The following is a 17,860-nucleotide window of genomic DNA, read 5'->3' as shown; positions in this document are numbered from 1 at the left end:
TCCCGTCGCCGCAGGGGTGGGCCTACTTCTTCTTCCCGCGGGTCGTCCACGGGACCGTCGGCGCAGGGCTCGGGACCGTGCCGCCGGGCAGGAACGCCTTCGCCTGACCCGCCCGCGCGAGGACCCGCCACTGCTTCGCGCCGGTCGTCTGCCACGACCACAGCGAGACCGACCGGGCGCCCATCTCCTTGGCCGTCGTGAGGAACGCCTGGACGGAGGCGTCAGGGTGCGGGTCCGGGGCGAGGTACGGCGCGTCGAGGCGTCCGTCGTACCCCTGTCCGACCGGCATGACGGGCTTGCCGTAGCGCGTCAGCACCCGCATGGAGGTGGCGGTGACGCGGGCGGGGTCGCGGTTGTACCAGTAGGCCATCGGGACGATCGCGTCGGCGAAGCGGGCGGTGCGCTCGTAGGGGTAGCTGGTGATGCGGTGCTCGCTCGGCCACGGCACCGTCGGCAGGATCGCGATGTGCGGGGGCAGCAGCCGCCGCAGCGTGGAGTAGTAGAGGTCGATGCCGCGGGCCGACAGGTGGGTGCCCTCGCTGCCGGTCTCGACGTCCGGCGCGACAGCGGCGACGCGGGGCGCGCCGGCCTTGCGGTAGAGCGCAGCCCGCGCCATCCGGCGGGCATCCGCGACCGGGTCGACGAGCTTCGGGAAGTCCCAGGCGATGACGCGGAGCTGGGTGCCCTTGGTGGCGGGCAGCAGCTGGCCCAGCACCTCGTCGCCGATCCAGCCCTTGCGGCTCGAGCCGGTCTGGACGTAGAGGTGGGTGAGGCCCGCGGCCTGGGCGCGCTTCACGACCACCGGTGCGTGGCCCTGCTCGGAGCGCTGCCACTCGTGCAGCCACATGCCGGTGCCGGTGGGGAGCCAGCGGGCGACCTTGGCGTGCGCGACCTTCGGCCGCGGCGCGGCAGGGGCCTTCGTGGCGCGGGCGGTCGGCGCCGGGGCGGACGGCGCGGCCTCGGGCAGCGCCCGGGCGGCCGCGTCGGCGAGGGTGCTCGCGACGCTGCCGGCCACCGGGGGTACGACGACGGACGCCGCGGTGACGGCCCGCACCGCGGGCGCGGGTGCGTCGTGTGAGGCGGCGGCACCTACCCCGAGCGCGAGGGTCAGGGTGGCGGCGGCCGCGACCGCACGGACCGGGCGGGTGCGCCGGCGGACGGGGGGTGTGGGGGGCACCCGCTGACGCTAAGGACTCGGGATGCCCGCTGTCCGCGAAACGGCACCTGGCCGCACCGTCACTCCTTGCTGTCCTGGTCCTTGCTGTCCTGGTCCTTGCTGTCCCCGGTGGCGGTGTCGACGCGTCCGGCGTGGGCCTCGTGGTCGACCCGTGCCCGCAGCCTGGCCCACAGGGCGTCGACCTGATCCTCGAGCTCGGCCAGCGTCCCCTCGTTGCGGATCACCTCGTCGGCGACGGCCAGCCGCTGCTCCCTGCTGGCCTGGCGCGCCATCCGCGCCTCGGCGTCGCGCTGCGTCATGCCGCGCTGGCCGGTGAGCCGCGCGATCTGCGTGGTCTCGGCGCAGTCGACGACCACCACGACGTCGTACATCGCCGCGAGGCCGTTCTCCGCGAGCAGCGGCACGTCGTGGACCACGACCTCGATGCCGGCCGCCTCCGCCTCGCGCCGCCGCCGGTCCGACAGCTCGCCCACCAGCGGGTGCACGATCGCGTTGAGCCGGGCCAGCGCCTCCGGGTCGGTGAAGACGATCGAGCCCAGGGCCTCGCGGTCGAGGGTGCCGTCGGCCGCGAGCACCGCGTCGCCGAAGGCCGCGACGACGGCCGCGAGCCCGAGCGTCCCCGGTGCGACGACCTCGCGGGCGTGCACGTCCGCGTCGAGCACCACGGCACCGCGCTCGGTGAGCATGCCGCTCACGGCCGACTTGCCCGACCCGATGCCCCCGGTGAGTCCCACGACCAGCACCCGCCGGACCCTAGCGGAGCCGCCGCGCTCGCCGCGCCCACCCCGCGCCCCCTCCGCGCCCCCTCCGCGCCCACCCCGCGCCCACCCCGCGCCTCGCCGCCCTGGCGACACGGCAGCGCCTGCCGGTCGGCACATCTGCGTGCACCTGGAGCCGCGGGCGGACGTGAGACGCGACGTCACGCCCGGCCGGACGTGACCGTCCGTGAAGCGCACGCGATGCCGCCGTCGCCGTTGCCGGATCCCCGGCCGGTCACGCCGCTGCCGACACCGCGGCGAGCGCCGCGCGGATCAACGCGATGACCGTCGCCGGGCGGTGGACCACCTCAGCCCACGTGAAGCGGAGGACGCGCCAGCCCGCGGCTGCGAGCTGGTTGTCGCGCTGACGGTCGAGGCTCCCGTCGGGGTGCCACCGGGCACCGTCGGCCTCGACCACGAGCCGCGCTGCTGCGAAGCAGAAGTCCGCACGCTTCGTGCCGTCGGCGCAGCGCAGCGGTGACTGGCTGGCGAAGCCCACCAGGCCGGCGTCGAGCATGCGGACCCGCAGGACCGACTCCAGCACGGACTCGCTCAGCGGGTCGCACTGCGCCAGCGCGCGTCGTGCCCGAGCACGCTCGGGCCGGCCAGGCAGTGCGTCCACGGCGTCGGCGACCTGCTGCAGGGTCACCTGCTTCGAGCGCAGCGCGCTGTCCACCGCGACGACCGCCTCGAGGCGCGAGAGCTGGACGAGGCAGTCGACCGCGGTCTGCACGGCCGCGGTCGCCCACAGCCCCTCCCGCCCGAGGGACTCGTGCAGCAGCTCGCGTGCCACGTCCCCGCGCCGTTGACGGACGACGACCCAGGTGGCGCTCGGCTGCCGACGTCCGTTGGGCAGTGCCACCTCGACCGAACGGGGCTCCATCAGCAGCGCCCAGCCGCGGAGCAGAGCCGCCGTGCGCCCGGAGGCGACAGCACGCGGGCCGAGGTGGAGCAGCGCCGCACGCACGCGTACGACGTAGGCCTCGGACAGCATCGCGTCCTTGAGGACGAAGCGCGGCCACGGCGGGAGCGGCCGGGACGAGTAGACGCCTCGCAACAGCCGGTGCACGCCCTCGGTGCTGTGCAGCCGACGCACATCCAGCCCTGCCGCGCGCAGGGAGCGCAGCGACGACAGGCCCTCGCGGCGGCAACCGCAGGTCGTCACGGCAGAGAGCGTGTCCACAGCGTTACCTTGCCGCGTCAAACGGCCCGTCGACGGGACCCGCACCCAACCTGTGGACAGGCGCATCTGCGTGCACTTGCCGCTGCCCACGCACCGTGCACGCGAGACGGCCACCGGGAACGCGCCGACCTGCGCCACGTGCACGCAGATCCGCCGCCGTGGGGCCGACGTGAGGGACCGGGACACGGCGGAGGCCCGCACCCCGAGGGGTGCGGGCCTCCGCGACGTGCATGCCGGCTGGACTACGCGCCGCCGCCCGAGAGCTTCTCGCGCAGCGCCTGCAGGGCCTCGTCGGAGGCCAGGGTGCCGCCGGACGGGGCCGGGGTCGGACGCGGCGCAGCAGCGCCCTCCTCGCCCTCGACGGCCTCGTCGCCGTCCTCGCCGGACTCCGAGGAGTACGACGTCGGGACGGCGGCCTCCGCGTCGGCGGCAGCCATCCGCTTGATCTGCTCCTGGTGGGCCTGGAAGCGCTTCTGGGCGTCGGCGTACTGCTTCTCCCAGGCCTCCTTGGCCGACTCGTAGCCCGGCAGCCAGTCGCCGGTCTCCGGGTCGAAGCCCTCCGGGTAGATGTAGTTGCCGGCGTCGTCGTAGGAGGCGTTCATGCCGTACTGCGCCGGGTCGAAGTGCTCCTCGGCCTGCGGGCCGTTCTCGTTGGCCTGCTTGAGGGACAGCGAGATGCGGCGACGCTCGAGGTCGATGTCGATGACCTTGACGAGCAGCTCGTCGCCGACGTTGACGACCTGCTCGGGGATCTCGACGTGGCGCTCGGCCAGCTCGGAGATGTGGACCAGGCCCTCGATGCCCTCGTCGACGCGCACGAACGCACCGAACGGGACGAGCTTGGTGACCTTGCCCGGCACGACCTGGGCGATCGCGTGGGTCCGGGCGAACTGCTGCCACGGGTCCTCCTGGGTCGCCTTCAGCGACAGGGAGACGCGCTCGCGCTCCAGGTCGACGTCGAGCACCTCGACGGTGACCTCCTGGCCGACCTCGACGACCTCGGACGGGTGGTCGATGTGCTTCCAGGACAGCTCGGAGACGTGCACGAGGCCGTCGACGCCACCGAGGTCGACGAAGGCGCCGAAGTTGACGATCGAGGAGACGACACCCGACCGGACCTGGCCCTTCTGCAGGGTGGACAGGAAGGTGGAGCGGACCTCGGACTGGGTCTGCTCGAGCCACTGGCGGCGGGACAGGACCACGTTGTTGCGGTTCTTGTCCAGCTCGATGATCTTCGCCTCGAGCTCCTTGCCGACGTAGGGCTGGAGGTCGCGCACGCGGCGCATCTCGACCAGCGACGCCGGGAGGAAGCCGCGCAGGCCGATGTCGAGGATGAGACCGCCCTTGACGACCTCGATGACGGTGCCGGTGACGATGCCGTCCTCGTCCTTGATCTTCTCGATCGTGCCCCAGGCGCGCTCGTACTGCGCGCGCTTCTTGGACAGGATCAGACGACCCTCCTTGTCCTCCTTCTGGAGGACGAGCGCCTCGACGATGTCGCCCACGGCGACGACCTCGTTGGGGTCGACGTCGTGCTTGATGCTCAGCTCGCGCGAGGGGATGACGCCCTCGGTCTTGTAGCCGATGTCGAGGAGCACCTCGTCGCGGTCGACCTTGACGATCGTGCCCTCGACGATGTCGCCGTCGTTGAAGTACTTGATCGTCTCGTCGATGGCGGCGAGGAAGTCCTCCATGGACCCGATGTCGTTGATGGCGACCTGGGGCGCCGCGTAGGGGACCGCGGGGGTGTCGAGGGTGCTGGTCAAGGAGTCTGCTCCGGCTGCGGTGGGATCGTGACCCGCCCCTGGTGGGCGAGTCAAGGTGCGCGCAGCGGGCGGATCGTCGAGGCGGACGGACGGGAGTCAGACCAACAGGGACGAGCACGGGCACGCGTGAGCGCGCGCCCGCAGCGCGTTCGTCCATAGTAGGCGCATGGACGCTCCCCCGTCGAACCGCGCGCCGGGCCCCGGGGAGAGCGCCGCAGCCAACCGCAGCTGGTGGGACGGCGCGGCGCAGGACTACTACGCCGAGCACGGCGCGTTCCTCGGCGACACCGACCTCGTCTGGTGCCCCGAGCGGCTGCGCGAGGCCGAGGCTCGCCTGCTCGGCGACGTGCGCGGCCTCGACGTGCTGGAGATGGGCTGCGGGGCCGCGCAGGGCGCGCGCTGGCTGACGCGGGAGGGGGCGAGGGTCACGGCGTACGACGTGAGCCGCGGTCAGCTGGACCAGGCCCGGGAGATCGACGCCCGCACCGGGACCACCGGGATCGCCTACCTGCAGGCCGATGCGCAGGCGGTCCCGCTCGCCGACGCGTCGTACGACCTCGTGGTCTCGGCCTTCGGCGCCCTGCCCTTCGTCGCCGACGCCCCGGGGACGATGCAGGAGGTACGACGGCTGCTGCGGCCCGGCGGGCGCCTCGTGGCCTCGGTGTCGCACCCCTTCCGGTGGGCCTTCGCCGACGACCCGGGACCAGACGGGCTGGTCGTGCGGCAGAGCTACTTCGACCGCACGCCCTACGTCGAGCAGGACGAGCGGGGGGTGGCGACCTACGTCGAGCACCACCGCACCGTCGGCGACTGGGTGCGCGCCGTCGTCGGCGCGGGGCTCGTCCTCACCGACCTGCTCGAGCCGGAGTGGCCCGACGGTCACACGCAGGAGTGGGGCCAGTGGTCACCGCTGCGCGGCCGGCTGCTGCCGGGCACCCTCGTCCTGCACGCCGCGAGGCCCGCCACCGGCTGACGGTGACGGGCCTCGTGACGGGGTGGACTAGCGGGCGAGGCGCTGCTCCGCGGGGGCCTCGCCGCGCGCGACGGGCAGGACGTGCGACACGTCGGGGCGCAGATCGTCGTCGGCGCGGGCAGTCGTGCGGCGGCGGCGGGCGAGCAGTCCGCCGGCGAGCAGCAGCAGGCCCAGGCCACCGAGGACCCAGGGGGCGCGCTGCAGGAGCAACGCGCTGCTCTTGCTGTCCTTGGCGTCGGCCACGCGACCGGCGACGGTGTCGGCGGTGGGCCCGAGCGCGTCGACCAGCAGCGCCGGGCTGACCTTGCCGTCCGCGAAGCGGATCGAGGTCTGCGGCGAGCTGACGATGCTGACGATGGACCCGGTCACCGGCTCGACGAGCAGGGTGCGGTTGGGGTTGGAGTAGAGGGTGTCGGTGCCCTCGAGCACGCCGTACTGACCGAGCGAGACCTCCGGGATGCTCCCCACGAACTCGTAGACCTCCAGGCCGTCGACCTCGAGAGTGCGGGTGTAGGAGACCGGCCAGCCCTTCCTGGACGACTGGTCGTAGAAGTCGTAAGTGGTCTGCTGGGTGTCGAACGGCAGCTTCACGGTGTGGGCCGTCGTGCCGTAGGTCTCCCCGAACTCGCCGGGGACCCCCTCGCCGGTCGAGCGGTCGAAGGCGATGACGGACGAGCCGGCGCGCAGCCCGGTGTAGCGACCGCGCGCGTCGACGGTCTGGACGTCGCCGTCAGGGCCGACCACCGCCAGGTTGAGCAGCTCGTCGTAGACGGCGGTGCTGCTGCTGCCGACGAGGTTGCCCTCGGCGTCGGCGTGAGTGGTCAGGGTGCGGGTCAGGTCGACCGTGATCGGCTCGAGCTCGCCCGTCGCGCTGTTGAGCTTCTGGGCCTCGCCTCGCGAGTGCGTCACCAGGTCCTGCGTGCCCGGGGCCTTCAGCAGCGCGGGGGCGATCACAGCAGGCACCATGACCGCGAGTGCCAGCGAGAACGCACCGGCTCCGATCAGTGCGGTGGCGGTCTTTCGGGGCACGGTGTCTCCTCTTTGAGCACGGACGCAGGGTGCTGCTTCGTTGCATGCCAGTCTCAAGCGAGACCCGCCCGCACGCCATGGCCCGAAAGGACCAGATTTGGACAGCCCAGACATGTCGACCGCCCCACGCGGTCCGGCTCCGGTCGTGGGTCGGGTCAGCTCCCCCGAGCGCTTCCCGGCGCTCGACGGCGTCCGCGCGGTGGCTGCCCTCGCGGTCGTGCTGACCCACGTGGGCTTCCAGACCGGCGAGGCCGTCTCCGGTCCGGCCCGGGCCGCCCTGGCCCGCCTCGACATCGGGGTGGCCGTCTTCTTCGTGCTGTCGGGCTTCCTGCTCCACCGCCCGCAGGCGGTGGCGGCGCTGCGCGGTGCTCCGCTGCCCGCCGTCGTCCCCTACCTCTGGCGTCGCGCGTTGCGGGTCCTCCCCGGCTACTGGGTGGCCGTGCTGGCGGCGCTGCTGCTGCTGCCGGCCAACGACGGGCTCACAGCGGTCGACTGGGTGCGGCAGCTGACCCTGACCCAGGTCTACGTCGAGAGCGGCCTCCCCGCTGGCCTCACCCAGATGTGGTCGCTCGCGACCGAGGTCACCTTCTACCTGGCACTGCCGCTGCTGGGCCGGCTCGCCGGCCGGACCCTGCGCAGCCAGCTCCGGCTGTGCGGGCTGATGGTCGGTGTGGGTCTTGGCTGGCAGGCGGCGGTCGCGCACGACCTGCTCCCACCGCACGCCGGCTACTGGCTGCCGGGGCACGCGGACTGGTTTGGGCTGGGCATGGGATTGGCGGCCCTGTCGGCGAGCGGCGTGCCGTGGCTGCGCGACCTGGCCGGCGACGGCACGACCTGCTGGGTGGGTGCGGCGGCACTGTTCGCGGTCGCGACGACGCCCTTGACCGGCCCCTACGGGTTGGCACTGCTGACCCCGAGCGAGACGCTCTCGCGCACGCTGCTCTACGGCGCCGCTGCGGTGCTGCTCGTCCTGCCCGCCACGGCGGCGGCGGCACCCGGGAAAGGGTCCACCGGAGCGGTCGGCGCACTGCTAACCAGCCGGCCGGTGGCCTGGCTGGGGCGCATCTCCTACGGCATCTTCCTCCTGCACCTCGTCGTGCTGGCGCTCGTCTTCGACGGCCTGGAGATCGGCTTCTTCACCGGGCGGTTCTGGACCGTGCTCGCCGTGACGGTCGGGGTCACCCTGGCGGTGTCGTGGGCCCTGCAGCGGGCCGTGGAGGAGCCGGCGATGCGGCTGCGCGGCCGGGGTCCGGGTCGGACGAGGGATCGGCCTGGGGCTCGGGGTCCTGGCCCTGGTCCGGGCGAGGGTCGGGGGACGGCAGGGCAGGGGCCGGTCGCCACAGGCTGACGGCCAGCGCTGCCACGGCGAGCAGCGCACAGGCCTGCGCGGGTGCCGCGACGAGGGCCCGACCGGGCCAGGGCTCCAGGGCCACCAGGCTGCCCGCGGCCACGAGGCCCGCCACTCCGAGGGGGGTGAGGAGCCGCCAGCCGCCGAGGCGGACCAGGGCGGCGGCCCCGAGCCCGGCCACCACACCGGCCGGTCCCCCGACGATCGGCACCGCGACCGCGGCCAGGAGCAGCCCGGGCCACCGCCGGCGGCGTGCGTCGAGGCGCAGGTCGGGAGCGGGGCGCCTCGGCCGCACCGCGGCCAGCAGCACGAGCCACACCGCGAGCGCCGCGCCGCCGAGCAGCGCCAGGCGGTAGGGCCGGTCGGGTGCGAACTCGAGGACGACCTGACCACCGCCGGTCGGCAGCAGGAAGCCCTGCTGCCACCCGTCGAGCCGCACGGGCCGCAGGCGCTCGTCCCCGAGGCGCGCGGTCCACCCCTCGTTGAAGGCCTCGTGCACGACCAGCCAGGCCTCGGGACCGGCCGCCACGTCGAGGGAGCGGCGGACGGGACCCCAGCTGCGCACCGCGTCGACGCGGTCCGCAGCCACGGTCGGGGCCCCGCGCGCCAGGTCGGTGAGGACGAGCCCGGTGACCTGCACCGTGGCGGTGCGCGCCGCCTGCACCCGGTGCTCCCCGGCGGACAGCTCGAGCGGGCCGCCCCCGCAGGGGAGCACCGTCACGTCGCGGCCGGCGAGGACGTCGCCGACGGTCGTCGTGACCCGGGTGACGACCCGCAGCGCTCCATCGACGGCGACCGCTGGGCCCTGCCCGCACGGCAGGGCGAGCGGTCGGTCCGCGGGCACCGACTGCCGCAGGTCGCGGGGCGGGCCCAGCAGCCGGAGCTCCGTCACGCCCACCGGCAACTCCTCGACGAGCCCGTCCGGGCGGATGCTCGTGCGGCGCTCGACGTCGGGGAAGCCGATCTCGACGCGACGCCCCACCGCGGCCGGGACGACCCCTTCGCCGGCCGGGGTGAGCGCCGCGGTGCGCACCGGCCCGCCGTCGACGCGGACGGAGACCGAGCGCGGGCGCGAGGCCGGCAGGAAGGGGTCGACGACGACGGTGACGCCGGTGATCCGCTGGGCGGTCGGCAGCTCCAGCACCACGATGGGGTCGGGGTCGAGGGGCGCGGCCGACCACGCGGTGCGGAAGTCACGGTCGAGCACCGCCGCGGGACGCGCGGCCGGGTCGGCGACGGCCCGGCTGCTGGCCCGGGCGGTGATCGGCTGACCCTGCTGCAGCAGGGCGTCGAGGGCCTCGCCGCCCCGTGCCCGCCCGCGCAGCGCCACCCCGAGCAAGGCCGCCTCGTCGACGGTGAGGACGCGGTCGACAGCCTCGTCGTCCTCGTCGTCGAGCGGGAGCGCCGGCGAGCAGGTCGGGCGGTCGCCGACGAGCAGGCAGCCCGCACGGTCGCGGCGGCCGGCCGAGAGCACGAACGACGCCGGGCCCGCAGCGGGGCGACCGCCGGTCAGCACGGCGGCATCGGCCGGCACACGCAGGGCCCGGCTGGCCAGCAGGTCCCCGTCGCCGGTCAGCAACCGGCCCTCGAGGGCGCTGACGCCGAGGCCGGAGCTCCCCGCGCCGGTGACGGACGTGATCGTGAGTCGCAGCCGCGTTGTCGACCCGCCGAGGCCGACCCTGGTCGTCCCGCCGGCAAGCGGCACCTCGGTGCTGCCGTCGTCGGTGGTGACGCGGACGCGAGACGGCACGGCAGCGGCCCCGGCGAGCAGCGGCGCGGTGAGCTCGACGGCGGTCAGGGTCGTGCGGGGGAAGCGGGCCTCGACCCACTGCCCGACCGGGACCACTCCGCCCGTCGCCCAGGTCGTCGCGCCGTCGCCGTCGAAGGCGGCGGCCGAGTGGTGGTCGCGGCCGCGCAGCAGCAACGCGTCGGCGTCCGACGCCGAGGACGAGGCGAGGACCGCCGTCACGCCCGTGACCACGGCGGTCGTGCGCGTCGGACCCACCGGCAGGGGGAGGTAGTCGGCGACCGGTCGCTCGAGCCGCCGCCCGCTCCCCCCGCCGAGCGTGGCGGACGGGCCGTCGCTGGCTCGACCGACGTCGACCTCGCGGTCGCGGTAGCCGTCAGTGACCGTGCGGAGCTCGCTCTGCTCCCCGGGCAGCTCCGGCTCGCCCGCCAGGCGGACGGCGCCGCGTACCGCGAGGGCACCGGTCTCGAGCAGCGGGAGGACCGACTCGGGGCCGCCCGAGACCCGCTGCGTGCCGGCCCGCGACCACGACTCGACGGCCACCACCCCGTCGCCGTCGAGGACCTCGAAGACCTCGACGGCGGGGTACGTCGGGGACAGCCCTGCGTCGTACACCTGGCTGCCCGTGCCGAAGCCGGCGCCCACCGGGGGCCCGAACACGGCGACCCGCCGCAGGCCCGGCGACGCGGCCAGCGCGGCATGGACGACCAGCGGTCGGGTCGCGCCGCTCGCTGTCGTGTCGAGGTCGTTGCGCACCACGAGGTGGCGCACACCGGCCCGCGCCAGGTAGGCGGCCAGCGCGGGCGAGCCGCGGCCGGAGCGCAGCGCCTCCTCGACCGCGTCGAGCACCCGGGTCACGCCCGGCCCGCCGAGCGGCACTGCGTCGCGGACCACCCAGGGCGAGCGCGCGAGCACCTGCAGCGGCTCGTCGCCGGTGCGGCCCCAGGCGTTGTTGCCGAAGGGTGCGGCCGGCACGACCATCGCCCGCGCGGGAGCTGGTCCGGGCTCGGCGTCGGCGAGCCACTCGGCGACGTCGCGCCAGTAGCCGGGCACGCCCTGGTGCGATCCCGTCGGCTGCAGCGACGTCAGCGCGGGGGTGGCCGCTCCCGCGATCGCGAGGGCCGCGAGCACCGCGACCGGCCGGGTCGCGGCCCGCGGCACCCGACCTCGCCCGAGGTGCCGGAGCGGCCGGCGCACCGTGGCCGCGGCTGCCGCGAGACCGAGCGCCAGCGGGAGCCGGAGGAGCAGGTCGTACTTGTGGACGTTGCGCAACGGCGACAGCGCCCCGTCGAGCAGGTCGCGCTCCACGGCCGCGAACGGACCGTCGAGGTCCCCGACGTGGCCGGCACCGACGACGAGCAGGCCGAGCAGCACACCTCCGACGAGGAAGGCGCGGTGCGGTGTGCGGCGGTGCAGGACACCGACCAGCCCGAGCGCGGCCACCGCTGTCGAGCAGACGACCAGCGCGGCCTCGGTGACGAGCAGGTGACCGGCCGGGCGGGCCGGCGCACCGAGCGCGAGGTACTGCAGCCACAGGTCATTGCCGGTGAGGACCGACCACAGACCGGTCTGGCGGGTGGTCGTGGCCGCGGACTCGATGACGTCGAGAAACGGTGGCGAGTAGCGCCCGAGCACCAGCAGCGGCCCGAGCCACCAGGCGGTCGCGCCGATGAGCGACACCGACCACCAGGCCGCGAGCCTGCGGCGACGAGGACCGGGTGGCTGCAGCGCGATCCAGAGCACGCCGAGGGGTACGACGGCCAGCGTCGCCGCGGCGTTGACGCCACCGACGAGGAGGACCGCGAGGCCCGACAGGGCCGCGGCACGGCGCGGACTCCCCCGCTGGGCACCGGTGACCAGCGGCACGAGCACCCAGGGAGCGAGCGCGTAGGGCCAGACCTCGACACTGATGGCACCCAGCTGCGACACGGGTCGGGCCGCGAGCGCGTAGGCCAGCCCGGCGAGCAGCCGGGTCGACGGCGTCCCGATGCCGAGGCGCTCTGCGAGCGCGCGCACGCCGAGCAGGGCGACGCACAGCACGAGCGCCTGCCACAGCCGCTGCGCGAACCAGTCGGGGACGCCGGCCGACTGCAGCGCCAGCATCACCGGGCCCAGCGGGAACAGGTAGCCGTAGGCCTGGTTCTGCAGCTGACCGGCGCCGCCCTCGGGGTCCCACAGGTGCAGGGCCCGGGCCAGCAGGCCCAGCGGGTCGGCGGTGAGGTCGAGCTTGGTGTCACCGACGACCCGGCCGCCCTCCTGACGGGCGACCACCGCGGTCAGGACCAGGCAGGCGACCGCGACGCGCAGGCGTTCGACGGCGCCGGAGCCGGGTGCTGCCGGCCGCGGTGGCTCGGTCACCGGCGGCGCAGCACCAGGGCGAGGTTCCACGTCGCGACCTCGCGCAGCGCGGGCACGCGCACCACCCAGGACGCCCACCGCGGGTGGTAGCGCGGGAGGACCTCGACGACCTCGACGACGCCCGCTGCGACCCGCTCGTCCTTCCACCGCAGCATCTGGGCGACCGAGGTGCGAAACAGCGAGTGGCCGTAGTCGTTCTTCGGGCGCTGCCCGTGACGACGGGCCCAGCGCTCGGCGGCGAAGTGGCCGCCCAGGTAGTGCCAGGGCGCGGTCTCGTGGCCGCCGTTCGGGGCCAGCCAGTTGTTGTAGGACAGGAAGACCACGCCGCCCGGCCGGGTCACCCGCACCATCTCGTCGGCCATCACCACCGGCTGCGCGACGTGCTCGAGGACGTTGCTGGAGTAGCAGACGTCCACGGCGCCGTCCCGGAAGGGAAGCGCGAGCCCGCTCCCGAGGACCGTGCCCGCCGCGACGTCACGGCCGTGCAGGGACAGCTCCCCCGCATCGGCGTCGAGGCCGACGTAGTGCGCGCCGAGGGCCCGGAAGGCGTCGGCGAAGTAGCCGGGGCCACCTCCGACGTCGAGCAGCAGCGCACCCGTCAGGTCGGCGTAGCTGGCCACCTGGCGCGCGCTGTCGCGGGCGAGCAGCGAGTAGAAGCGGGCTGGGTCGCTCTGCTCGTAGCCGTAGGCGCTCCACAGCGCCCGGCTGCGGGCCAGCGAGCCGAGCGGCGGCAGCGGCTCCGCTCCGACGGACGTCTGCTCACCCGGCGTCACCACGCCCGCGACCCTACGGCCCGACCGTCCCGTCCTGCCCACATCGTCCCGGTACCGCCTAAAAGGACCACCTCAGGATGGTCCCGTCGGGCCATGTCCAAGAGCGTCCCACTGACGGAGGCTGGTGCAACGCCGGTGCACCGCACGCGGCACGACCCGACCCAGCACGGACAGGAGCCCCGGCCGTGCGACGAGAGGACCCGAGACCAGCGTGACCACGCGCACCACGAGCTCCCTGACTTCGGGCTCGGCGCACGCGGAGCGACCCCTCCCCGTGCCCGACGCGCCGCTAGCTGACCTCGTCCCGTCGCCCCGCCGCCCCTCCGTCCGCCCGACCGCGCCGCCCGCCGGCCGCGACGTGCTCATCCTCAACTGGCGCGACCTCGCCAACCCCGAGGGCGGTGGCTCCGAGCTCTACGTCGAGCAGGTCGCCGCCCGGCTCGCCGCTGCCGGCGACCACGTCACCTTCTTCTGCGCGGCGCACCGCAACGCCCCCCGCGACGAGGTGAAGAACGGCGTGCGCTACGTCCGGCGCGGCAACCGCCTCAGCGTCTACGCCTGGGCCGCGGTGCTCATGCTGCTCGGCCGACTGGGCCGCTCAGGCAGCGTCGTCGAGGTCCACAACGGAGTGCCCTTCCTCGCCAGCCTGTGGACCCGTCGACCGGTCGTCGTCCTCGTGCACCACGTGCACCGCGAGCAGTGGCCCGTCGTCTTCGGTCGCCTGGGCGCCCGCGTGGGCTGGTGGCTCGAGTCCTGGCTCGCACCGCGGGTCAACCGTCGGTGCCGCTACGTCGCGGTGTCGGAGGTCACGCGCGACGAGCTGACCGGGCTCGGCGTCGACCGCGAGCGCATCACGGTCGTGCACAACGGCACCTCCCCCGCGCTGCCGACCACCACCGGTCGAGCACCCGTGCCCACCATCGCCGTCCTGGGACGCGTCGTCCCCCACAAGCGCGTCGAGCTGGTCCTCGAGGCCGCCGCCGCGCTGCGCCACGAGATCCCCGGCCTGCAGGTCGAGGTCGCCGGTGACGGGTACTGGCTGCCCGCGCTGCGCACCCGCGTCGCCGAGCTCGGTCTCGAGGGCGTCGTCCACCTGCACGGCCGGGTGACCGAGCAGGAGAAGGCCGACCTGCTCGCCCGCGCGTGGGTCCACGCCGTCCCGTCGCTCAAGGAGGGATGGGGGCTGTCGGTCGTCGAGGCCGGGACCCACGGGACCCCCTCAGTAGCCTTCCGCGGCGCCGGCGGCCTCGCGGAGTCCATCGTGGACGGCGCCACGGGCCTGCTCGTCGACGACCACGCCGGCCTGCGCGATGCCTTGCGCACGCTGCTCTTCGACGCGCCGCTACGCAGCCGGCTCGGGGCCGGCGCGAGCACCCACGCCGCCCGCTTCACCTGGCGCGCCACGGCCAGCGCGTTCTCCGAGGTCCTTCCCCCGCGCTGACCCGACCGGATTCCGACCGACCCGACCGACCTGACCGCCCCTCACGCACCACCGAGCACAGGAGAACGCACCATGGACACCATCGCCACGATCATCGCCGGACTCGTCCTCGCCGGCGCCGCCACGGCCGGCGTCGTCGTCACGCAGGGCGGCGCCCCCAGCGGCAGCGCCACCGACACGACCGTCAGCCAGGACCCCGCGGCGGTCTACGACGCGGGTCAGTGAGCCCGACGGGCTCCCCGGACCACCTGTCCGGCGGCCAGCCCGCCCAGCAGGACCGCGAGCACGTCGCCCGCCACGACCGGCCCGAGGGGCGGTCGGTCGGCGGGCCGGGCGACGGCTCCGGGCACGTCGAGCAGGACCAGCTCGGGCGTCTCGACGACCGGCTGCAGACCGACCAGCCGGCGCTGCTCGGCGGCGAGGTCGACGCCGCGTGGAGTGCGCTCGAGCAGCACCTGGGTGATGCCCTCGGCGCGCAGCACGCCCAGCAGCGGCCCGCCTGAGCTGACGACTGCGTCGAGCCGGTCGGCCAGCGGGTCCTCGCCGCGCACCGAGCCGGTCCACAGCGGCAGGTCGTCGTCCACGACCGCGCGGCCGCGCAGGAAGCGGGGCGCCGGGTCCAGCACGGTGCGGTCCCCGGTCCACGGGAAGGCCCGGTAGGCGCCCCACGGCAGCACGAGCACCGGTCCGTCGCCGGCCCGGGCCGTCACCGCCTCCCAGTCGGCGGGGTAGCTGCTCGTCGTCAGCCGGCCGCCCTCCGCCCATGCCGCACCCGGCAGCGCGGCCAGCGGCGCCAGGACCGCGAGGGCGCCCGCGGCGACCCGCGTGCGAGGCGCACGCAGCCGCTCCAGGACAGCTGCCGCTCCGCACCCGGCGGCCACCGCGACGAGCAGCACCAGCGGGGCGAGCCACTTCTGCCCGTCGCGGAGCAGCCCGGCGGCCGGGACGTGCACCACGGCCCAGCGCAGCGCGTCCGCGACGCCAGGCAGCCGACCGAGCAACGCCAGCAGCAGCCCCACGGCCGCGACCATGGGCAGCCGCGGGCCGAGGCCGGTGAGCAGCGCCCGTCCGCCGGCGGCGGCGAGCAGCAGGACGACGACGGCTGCCGCCAGCCCGGCCGTCCTACCCGGGGGGACCGCAGCCGGCGCCCAGACCCCACCACCGGTCAGCAGGCTCCCGACGACCCCGAGCGGCGTGTCCGCCCGGCTGGCGAAGGCGGCCACGCCGGCAGGGTCGCCACCGGAGAGCCCGGACGGCGTGAGCAGCGCGGGGAGGGCCCACGGCAGCGACACCAGCGCCGTGGCGGTGAGCGCGCGCACGGGACGCCCGCAGACCACGACCACGAGCCCGACGAGCAGTCCGGCGGACGCACCTCCGCAGGCCGCGACGGCCAGGCAGGCGACCGCGCGCCACCCCGGCTCCCCGCGACGCCAGTCCAGCGCCGCGCGGGCCGCCCACGGCAGGACCGCCCAGCCGACGAGCAGCGCCCACTGACCGAGCAGCAGGCGCTCATGGAGATAGGCCGACCAGGCGTACGCCGTGGCCGCCGTGAGCGCGGCGACCGGTGCCGTCGACGGCACCAGCCGCGCCGCTCCCCACGCCGCCGTCACGACGATGCCGACAAGGACGAGGTCCTGCAGCCAGCCCGTCGGGACGACCCGTCCGGCGAGCGCGACCAGCAGGTCGCTCGGCACCGCCCTCGGCACGCCGTCGAGGCCGAGCAGCGCACTCGTCAGCGGCTGCCGCGGCACGAAGACCATGTCGCGCACGAGCACGTGGTCCGCACCCAGCAGGGGTGCGAGCAGGAGCAGCGCGAGAGCCACGCCCGCGAGGAGCCCCAGTCGCGAGCTCACGCGCGACAGCGGCACGTCCTCGAACCTACGGCACCCCCGCTGTGTCACGCTGCAGGCGTGGAGGACCACCCGCCCGCGGTCGTCCTCGTCCCCACCTCGGCGGACTCGGCGGCCCTGGTCGACCCCGGCACGCAGGACGGGCGCCGCTCCCTGGCCCGTAGCGGCGGGCTGGTCGCGCCGGCTCTCACCCTGGTCAACGTCATCGGCTACCTGCTGGCCGTCGCCGCCTCACGCGCGCTGGACGCCAACGGCTACGGCGAGCTCAACGCCCTGCTGGGAGTCCTGCTCGTCGCCTCGGTGCCCGCACTCGCGCTGCAGGCCGTTGTCGCCCGCTCGGTCGCGCGCCGGCCCGCACGCGAGACGCCTGGCCCGCGGGAGCGGGCGCTGCTGGTCCGGGCCTGTGCGACGGGCGCCGTCGTGTCGGGCCTCGCCGCCCTGACGGCCCCCGTCGTCGCGGCCTTCCTCCACGTCGGGGTCGCCGGCCCCCTCTGGGTCGCCGCCGGGCTGCTGCCCCTCGCCGTGCTCTCCGCCGCCATGGGCCTGCTTCAGGGAGCCGAGCGCTTCGGGGCGCTGGCGCTCGTCATCTGCGCGCAGGCGGTGGGCAAGGCCGTGGGCCTGATGCCGCTCGCGATCGACGGCGACCCGGCGGCGGTGCTGGCCGCCCTCGCGCTGGGGACCGCAGTGGCGGCCGGCCTGGCCCTGGCCCTGGTCGCCCGCGGGGGCTCCCCTAGCCCGAGGTCGCCCCTGCAGCTGCCCGGGCTGCGCGAGGGAGCGGCGGCGGCGAGCGGCCTGTTTGCCCTGCTCGCACTGGCCAACCTCGACCTGCTGCTGGCGCGCAACGTGCTTCCGGGCGACGAGTCCGGCCGCTACAGCGTCGGCGCCGTCTGCGCCAAGGCGGCGTTCTGGCTGCCGCAGGTGGTCGCCGTCGTCGTCTTCCCGCGCTTGTCGGAGCCCGATGCCGGCCGGGCCGTGCTGCGGCGCGCGGTGCTCGTCGTCGTCGGGCTGACGCTGCTGGAGGTCGCAGGGGCGGCCCTGCTGGCGCGGCCTGTTCTGGAGCTGACCTTCGGTGAGAGCTACGGCTCGCTCGCGCCGCTCGCCCCCCTGTTCGTCCTGCAGGGCGGAGCGCTGTCGGTCGTGCAGCTGTTGGTCTACCGCGCGATAGCCACGCGCGACCCCCTGCCCGGCCGGGTGCTGCTGCTCGCGCTGCCCGTCGAGGCCGCCGTCATCCTCACCGTCGACCCGCGGTCGCCCGGTCCCGTCATCGCCGTCGCCACAGCGGTCGCCGTGCTGCTCACGGTCGCCCTGGTCGTGCGCTCCCGTCGTACCTGATCCCACCTCCTGGCCGGACGTCTGGCGCGAGTAGTCCCTTGTGACTGTTTCCGGCCTGGTCGGTGGACGGCCCATGACGTGGGTCACACACTTCGGCCACGTGCTTGACATCGGCACGCAACACC

12 protein-coding genes and 1 pseudogene are annotated in these 17,860 nt (G+C 75.1%); 5 read left to right on the top strand and 8 right to left on the bottom strand.

Annotated elements, in window-relative coordinates:
* Positions 1 to 22: 22 nt before the first annotated feature.
* From Q8R60_07285 to rpsA, 4 genes are all read right to left on the bottom strand, one after another.
* A complete protein-coding gene (locus tag Q8R60_07285) occupies positions 23 to 1,177 on the bottom strand; it encodes a hypothetical protein (protein ID MDP3712269.1) in 1,155 nt (384 codons plus the stop codon).
* Positions 1,178 to 1,236: 59 nt separating this feature from the next.
* Positions 1,237 to 1,920: a dephospho-CoA kinase gene (coaE, locus tag Q8R60_07280; protein MDP3712268.1), complete on the bottom strand. Its 684-nt coding sequence runs from the start codon at positions 1,918 to 1,920 to the stop codon at positions 1,237 to 1,239.
* Positions 1,921 to 2,170: 250 nt separating this feature from the next.
* Positions 2,171 to 3,118, bottom strand: a complete 948-nt coding sequence (locus tag Q8R60_07275) for a DUF559 domain-containing protein (protein MDP3712267.1) — start codon at positions 3,116 to 3,118, stop codon at positions 2,171 to 2,173.
* A 242-nt stretch (positions 3,119 to 3,360) separates the two neighbouring features.
* Entirely contained in the window at positions 3,361 to 4,812 is a 1,452-nt protein-coding gene (rpsA, locus tag Q8R60_07270) for a 30S ribosomal protein S1 (GenBank protein MDP3712266.1), read from the bottom strand.
* Positions 4,813 to 5,050: 238 nt separating this feature from the next.
* Between rpsA and Q8R60_07265 the strand changes: the two genes are divergently transcribed.
* Positions 5,051 to 5,857, top strand: coding sequence for a class I SAM-dependent methyltransferase (locus tag Q8R60_07265; protein MDP3712265.1), 807 nt, complete (start codon positions 5,051 to 5,053; stop codon positions 5,855 to 5,857).
* Positions 5,858 to 5,884: 27 nt separating this feature from the next.
* Here Q8R60_07265 and Q8R60_07260 read toward each other — a convergent pair whose 3' ends face one another.
* Positions 5,885 to 6,886, bottom strand: a complete 1,002-nt coding sequence (locus Q8R60_07260) for a porin PorA family protein (GenBank protein ID MDP3712264.1) — start codon at positions 6,884 to 6,886, stop codon at positions 5,885 to 5,887.
* 112 nt (positions 6,887 to 6,998) lie between these two features.
* On the opposite strand from Q8R60_07260, the pseudogene Q8R60_07255 reads away from it, so the two are divergent.
* A pseudogene (locus Q8R60_07255) lies at positions 6,999 to 8,030 on the top strand (acyltransferase).
* A gap of 34 nt (positions 8,031 to 8,064) precedes the next feature.
* Here the strand turns inward: Q8R60_07255 and Q8R60_07250 are convergent.
* Complete coding sequence (locus Q8R60_07250) at positions 8,065 to 12,339, bottom strand: alpha-(1->3)-arabinofuranosyltransferase family protein (GenBank protein MDP3712263.1); 4,275 nt, start codon at positions 12,337 to 12,339, stop codon at positions 8,065 to 8,067.
* Positions 12,336 to 13,115: a class I SAM-dependent methyltransferase gene (locus tag Q8R60_07245; protein MDP3712262.1), complete on the bottom strand. Its 780-nt coding sequence runs from the start codon at positions 13,113 to 13,115 to the stop codon at positions 12,336 to 12,338. Before Q8R60_07245 ends, Q8R60_07250 begins: the two co-directional genes overlap by 4 nt.
* A 271-nt stretch (positions 13,116 to 13,386) precedes the next feature.
* Here Q8R60_07245 and Q8R60_07240 point away from each other — a divergent pair, with 271 nt between their 5' ends.
* Positions 13,387 to 14,553, top strand: coding sequence for a glycosyltransferase family 4 protein (locus Q8R60_07240; GenBank protein MDP3712261.1), 1,167 nt, complete (start codon positions 13,387 to 13,389; stop codon positions 14,551 to 14,553).
* Positions 14,554 to 14,625: 72 nt separating this feature from the next.
* Positions 14,626 to 14,778 (top strand): hypothetical protein, encoded by a 153-nt coding sequence (locus Q8R60_07235; GenBank protein MDP3712260.1) that lies wholly within the window; start codon positions 14,626 to 14,628, stop codon positions 14,776 to 14,778.
* On the opposite strand, the gene Q8R60_07230 is transcribed toward Q8R60_07235, so the two are convergent.
* Positions 14,772 to 16,421 carry a hypothetical protein gene (locus tag Q8R60_07230; GenBank protein ID MDP3712259.1) on the bottom strand — a complete coding sequence of 550 codons (1,650 nt, stop codon included), beginning with the start codon at positions 16,419 to 16,421 and terminating at the stop codon, positions 14,772 to 14,774. The genes Q8R60_07235 and Q8R60_07230 overlap by 7 nt on opposite strands.
* 42 nt (positions 16,422 to 16,463) lie before the next feature.
* Here Q8R60_07230 and Q8R60_07225 point away from each other — a divergent pair, with 42 nt between their 5' ends.
* Positions 16,464 to 17,735: an oligosaccharide flippase family protein gene (locus tag Q8R60_07225; protein ID MDP3712258.1), complete on the top strand. Its 1,272-nt coding sequence runs from the start codon at positions 16,464 to 16,466 to the stop codon at positions 17,733 to 17,735.
* Positions 17,736 to 17,860 lie beyond the last annotated feature (125 nt).

Source organism: Mycobacteriales bacterium (genome assembly GCA_030697205.1).
In the GTDB taxonomy this organism is placed as follows: domain Bacteria; phylum Actinomycetota; class Actinomycetes; order Mycobacteriales; family SCTD01; genus JAUYQP01.
Note: the sequence above shows the minus strand (reverse complement) of the source record. Positions and strands in the feature narration are given on the sequence as shown.

Bases quoted from the DNA above. Each gene is read 5' to 3' on its own strand.
- rpsA (MDP3712266.1), bottom strand. From the start codon at position 4,812: ATGGAGGACTTCCTCGCCGCCATCGACGAGACGATCAAGTACTTCAAC.
- Q8R60_07235 (MDP3712260.1), top strand. From the start codon at position 14,626: ATGGACACCATCGCCACGATCATCGCCGGACTCGTCCTCGCCGGCGCC.
- Q8R60_07265 (MDP3712265.1), top strand. From the start codon at position 5,051: ATGGACGCTCCCCCGTCGAACCGCGCGCCGGGCCCCGGGGAGAGCGCC.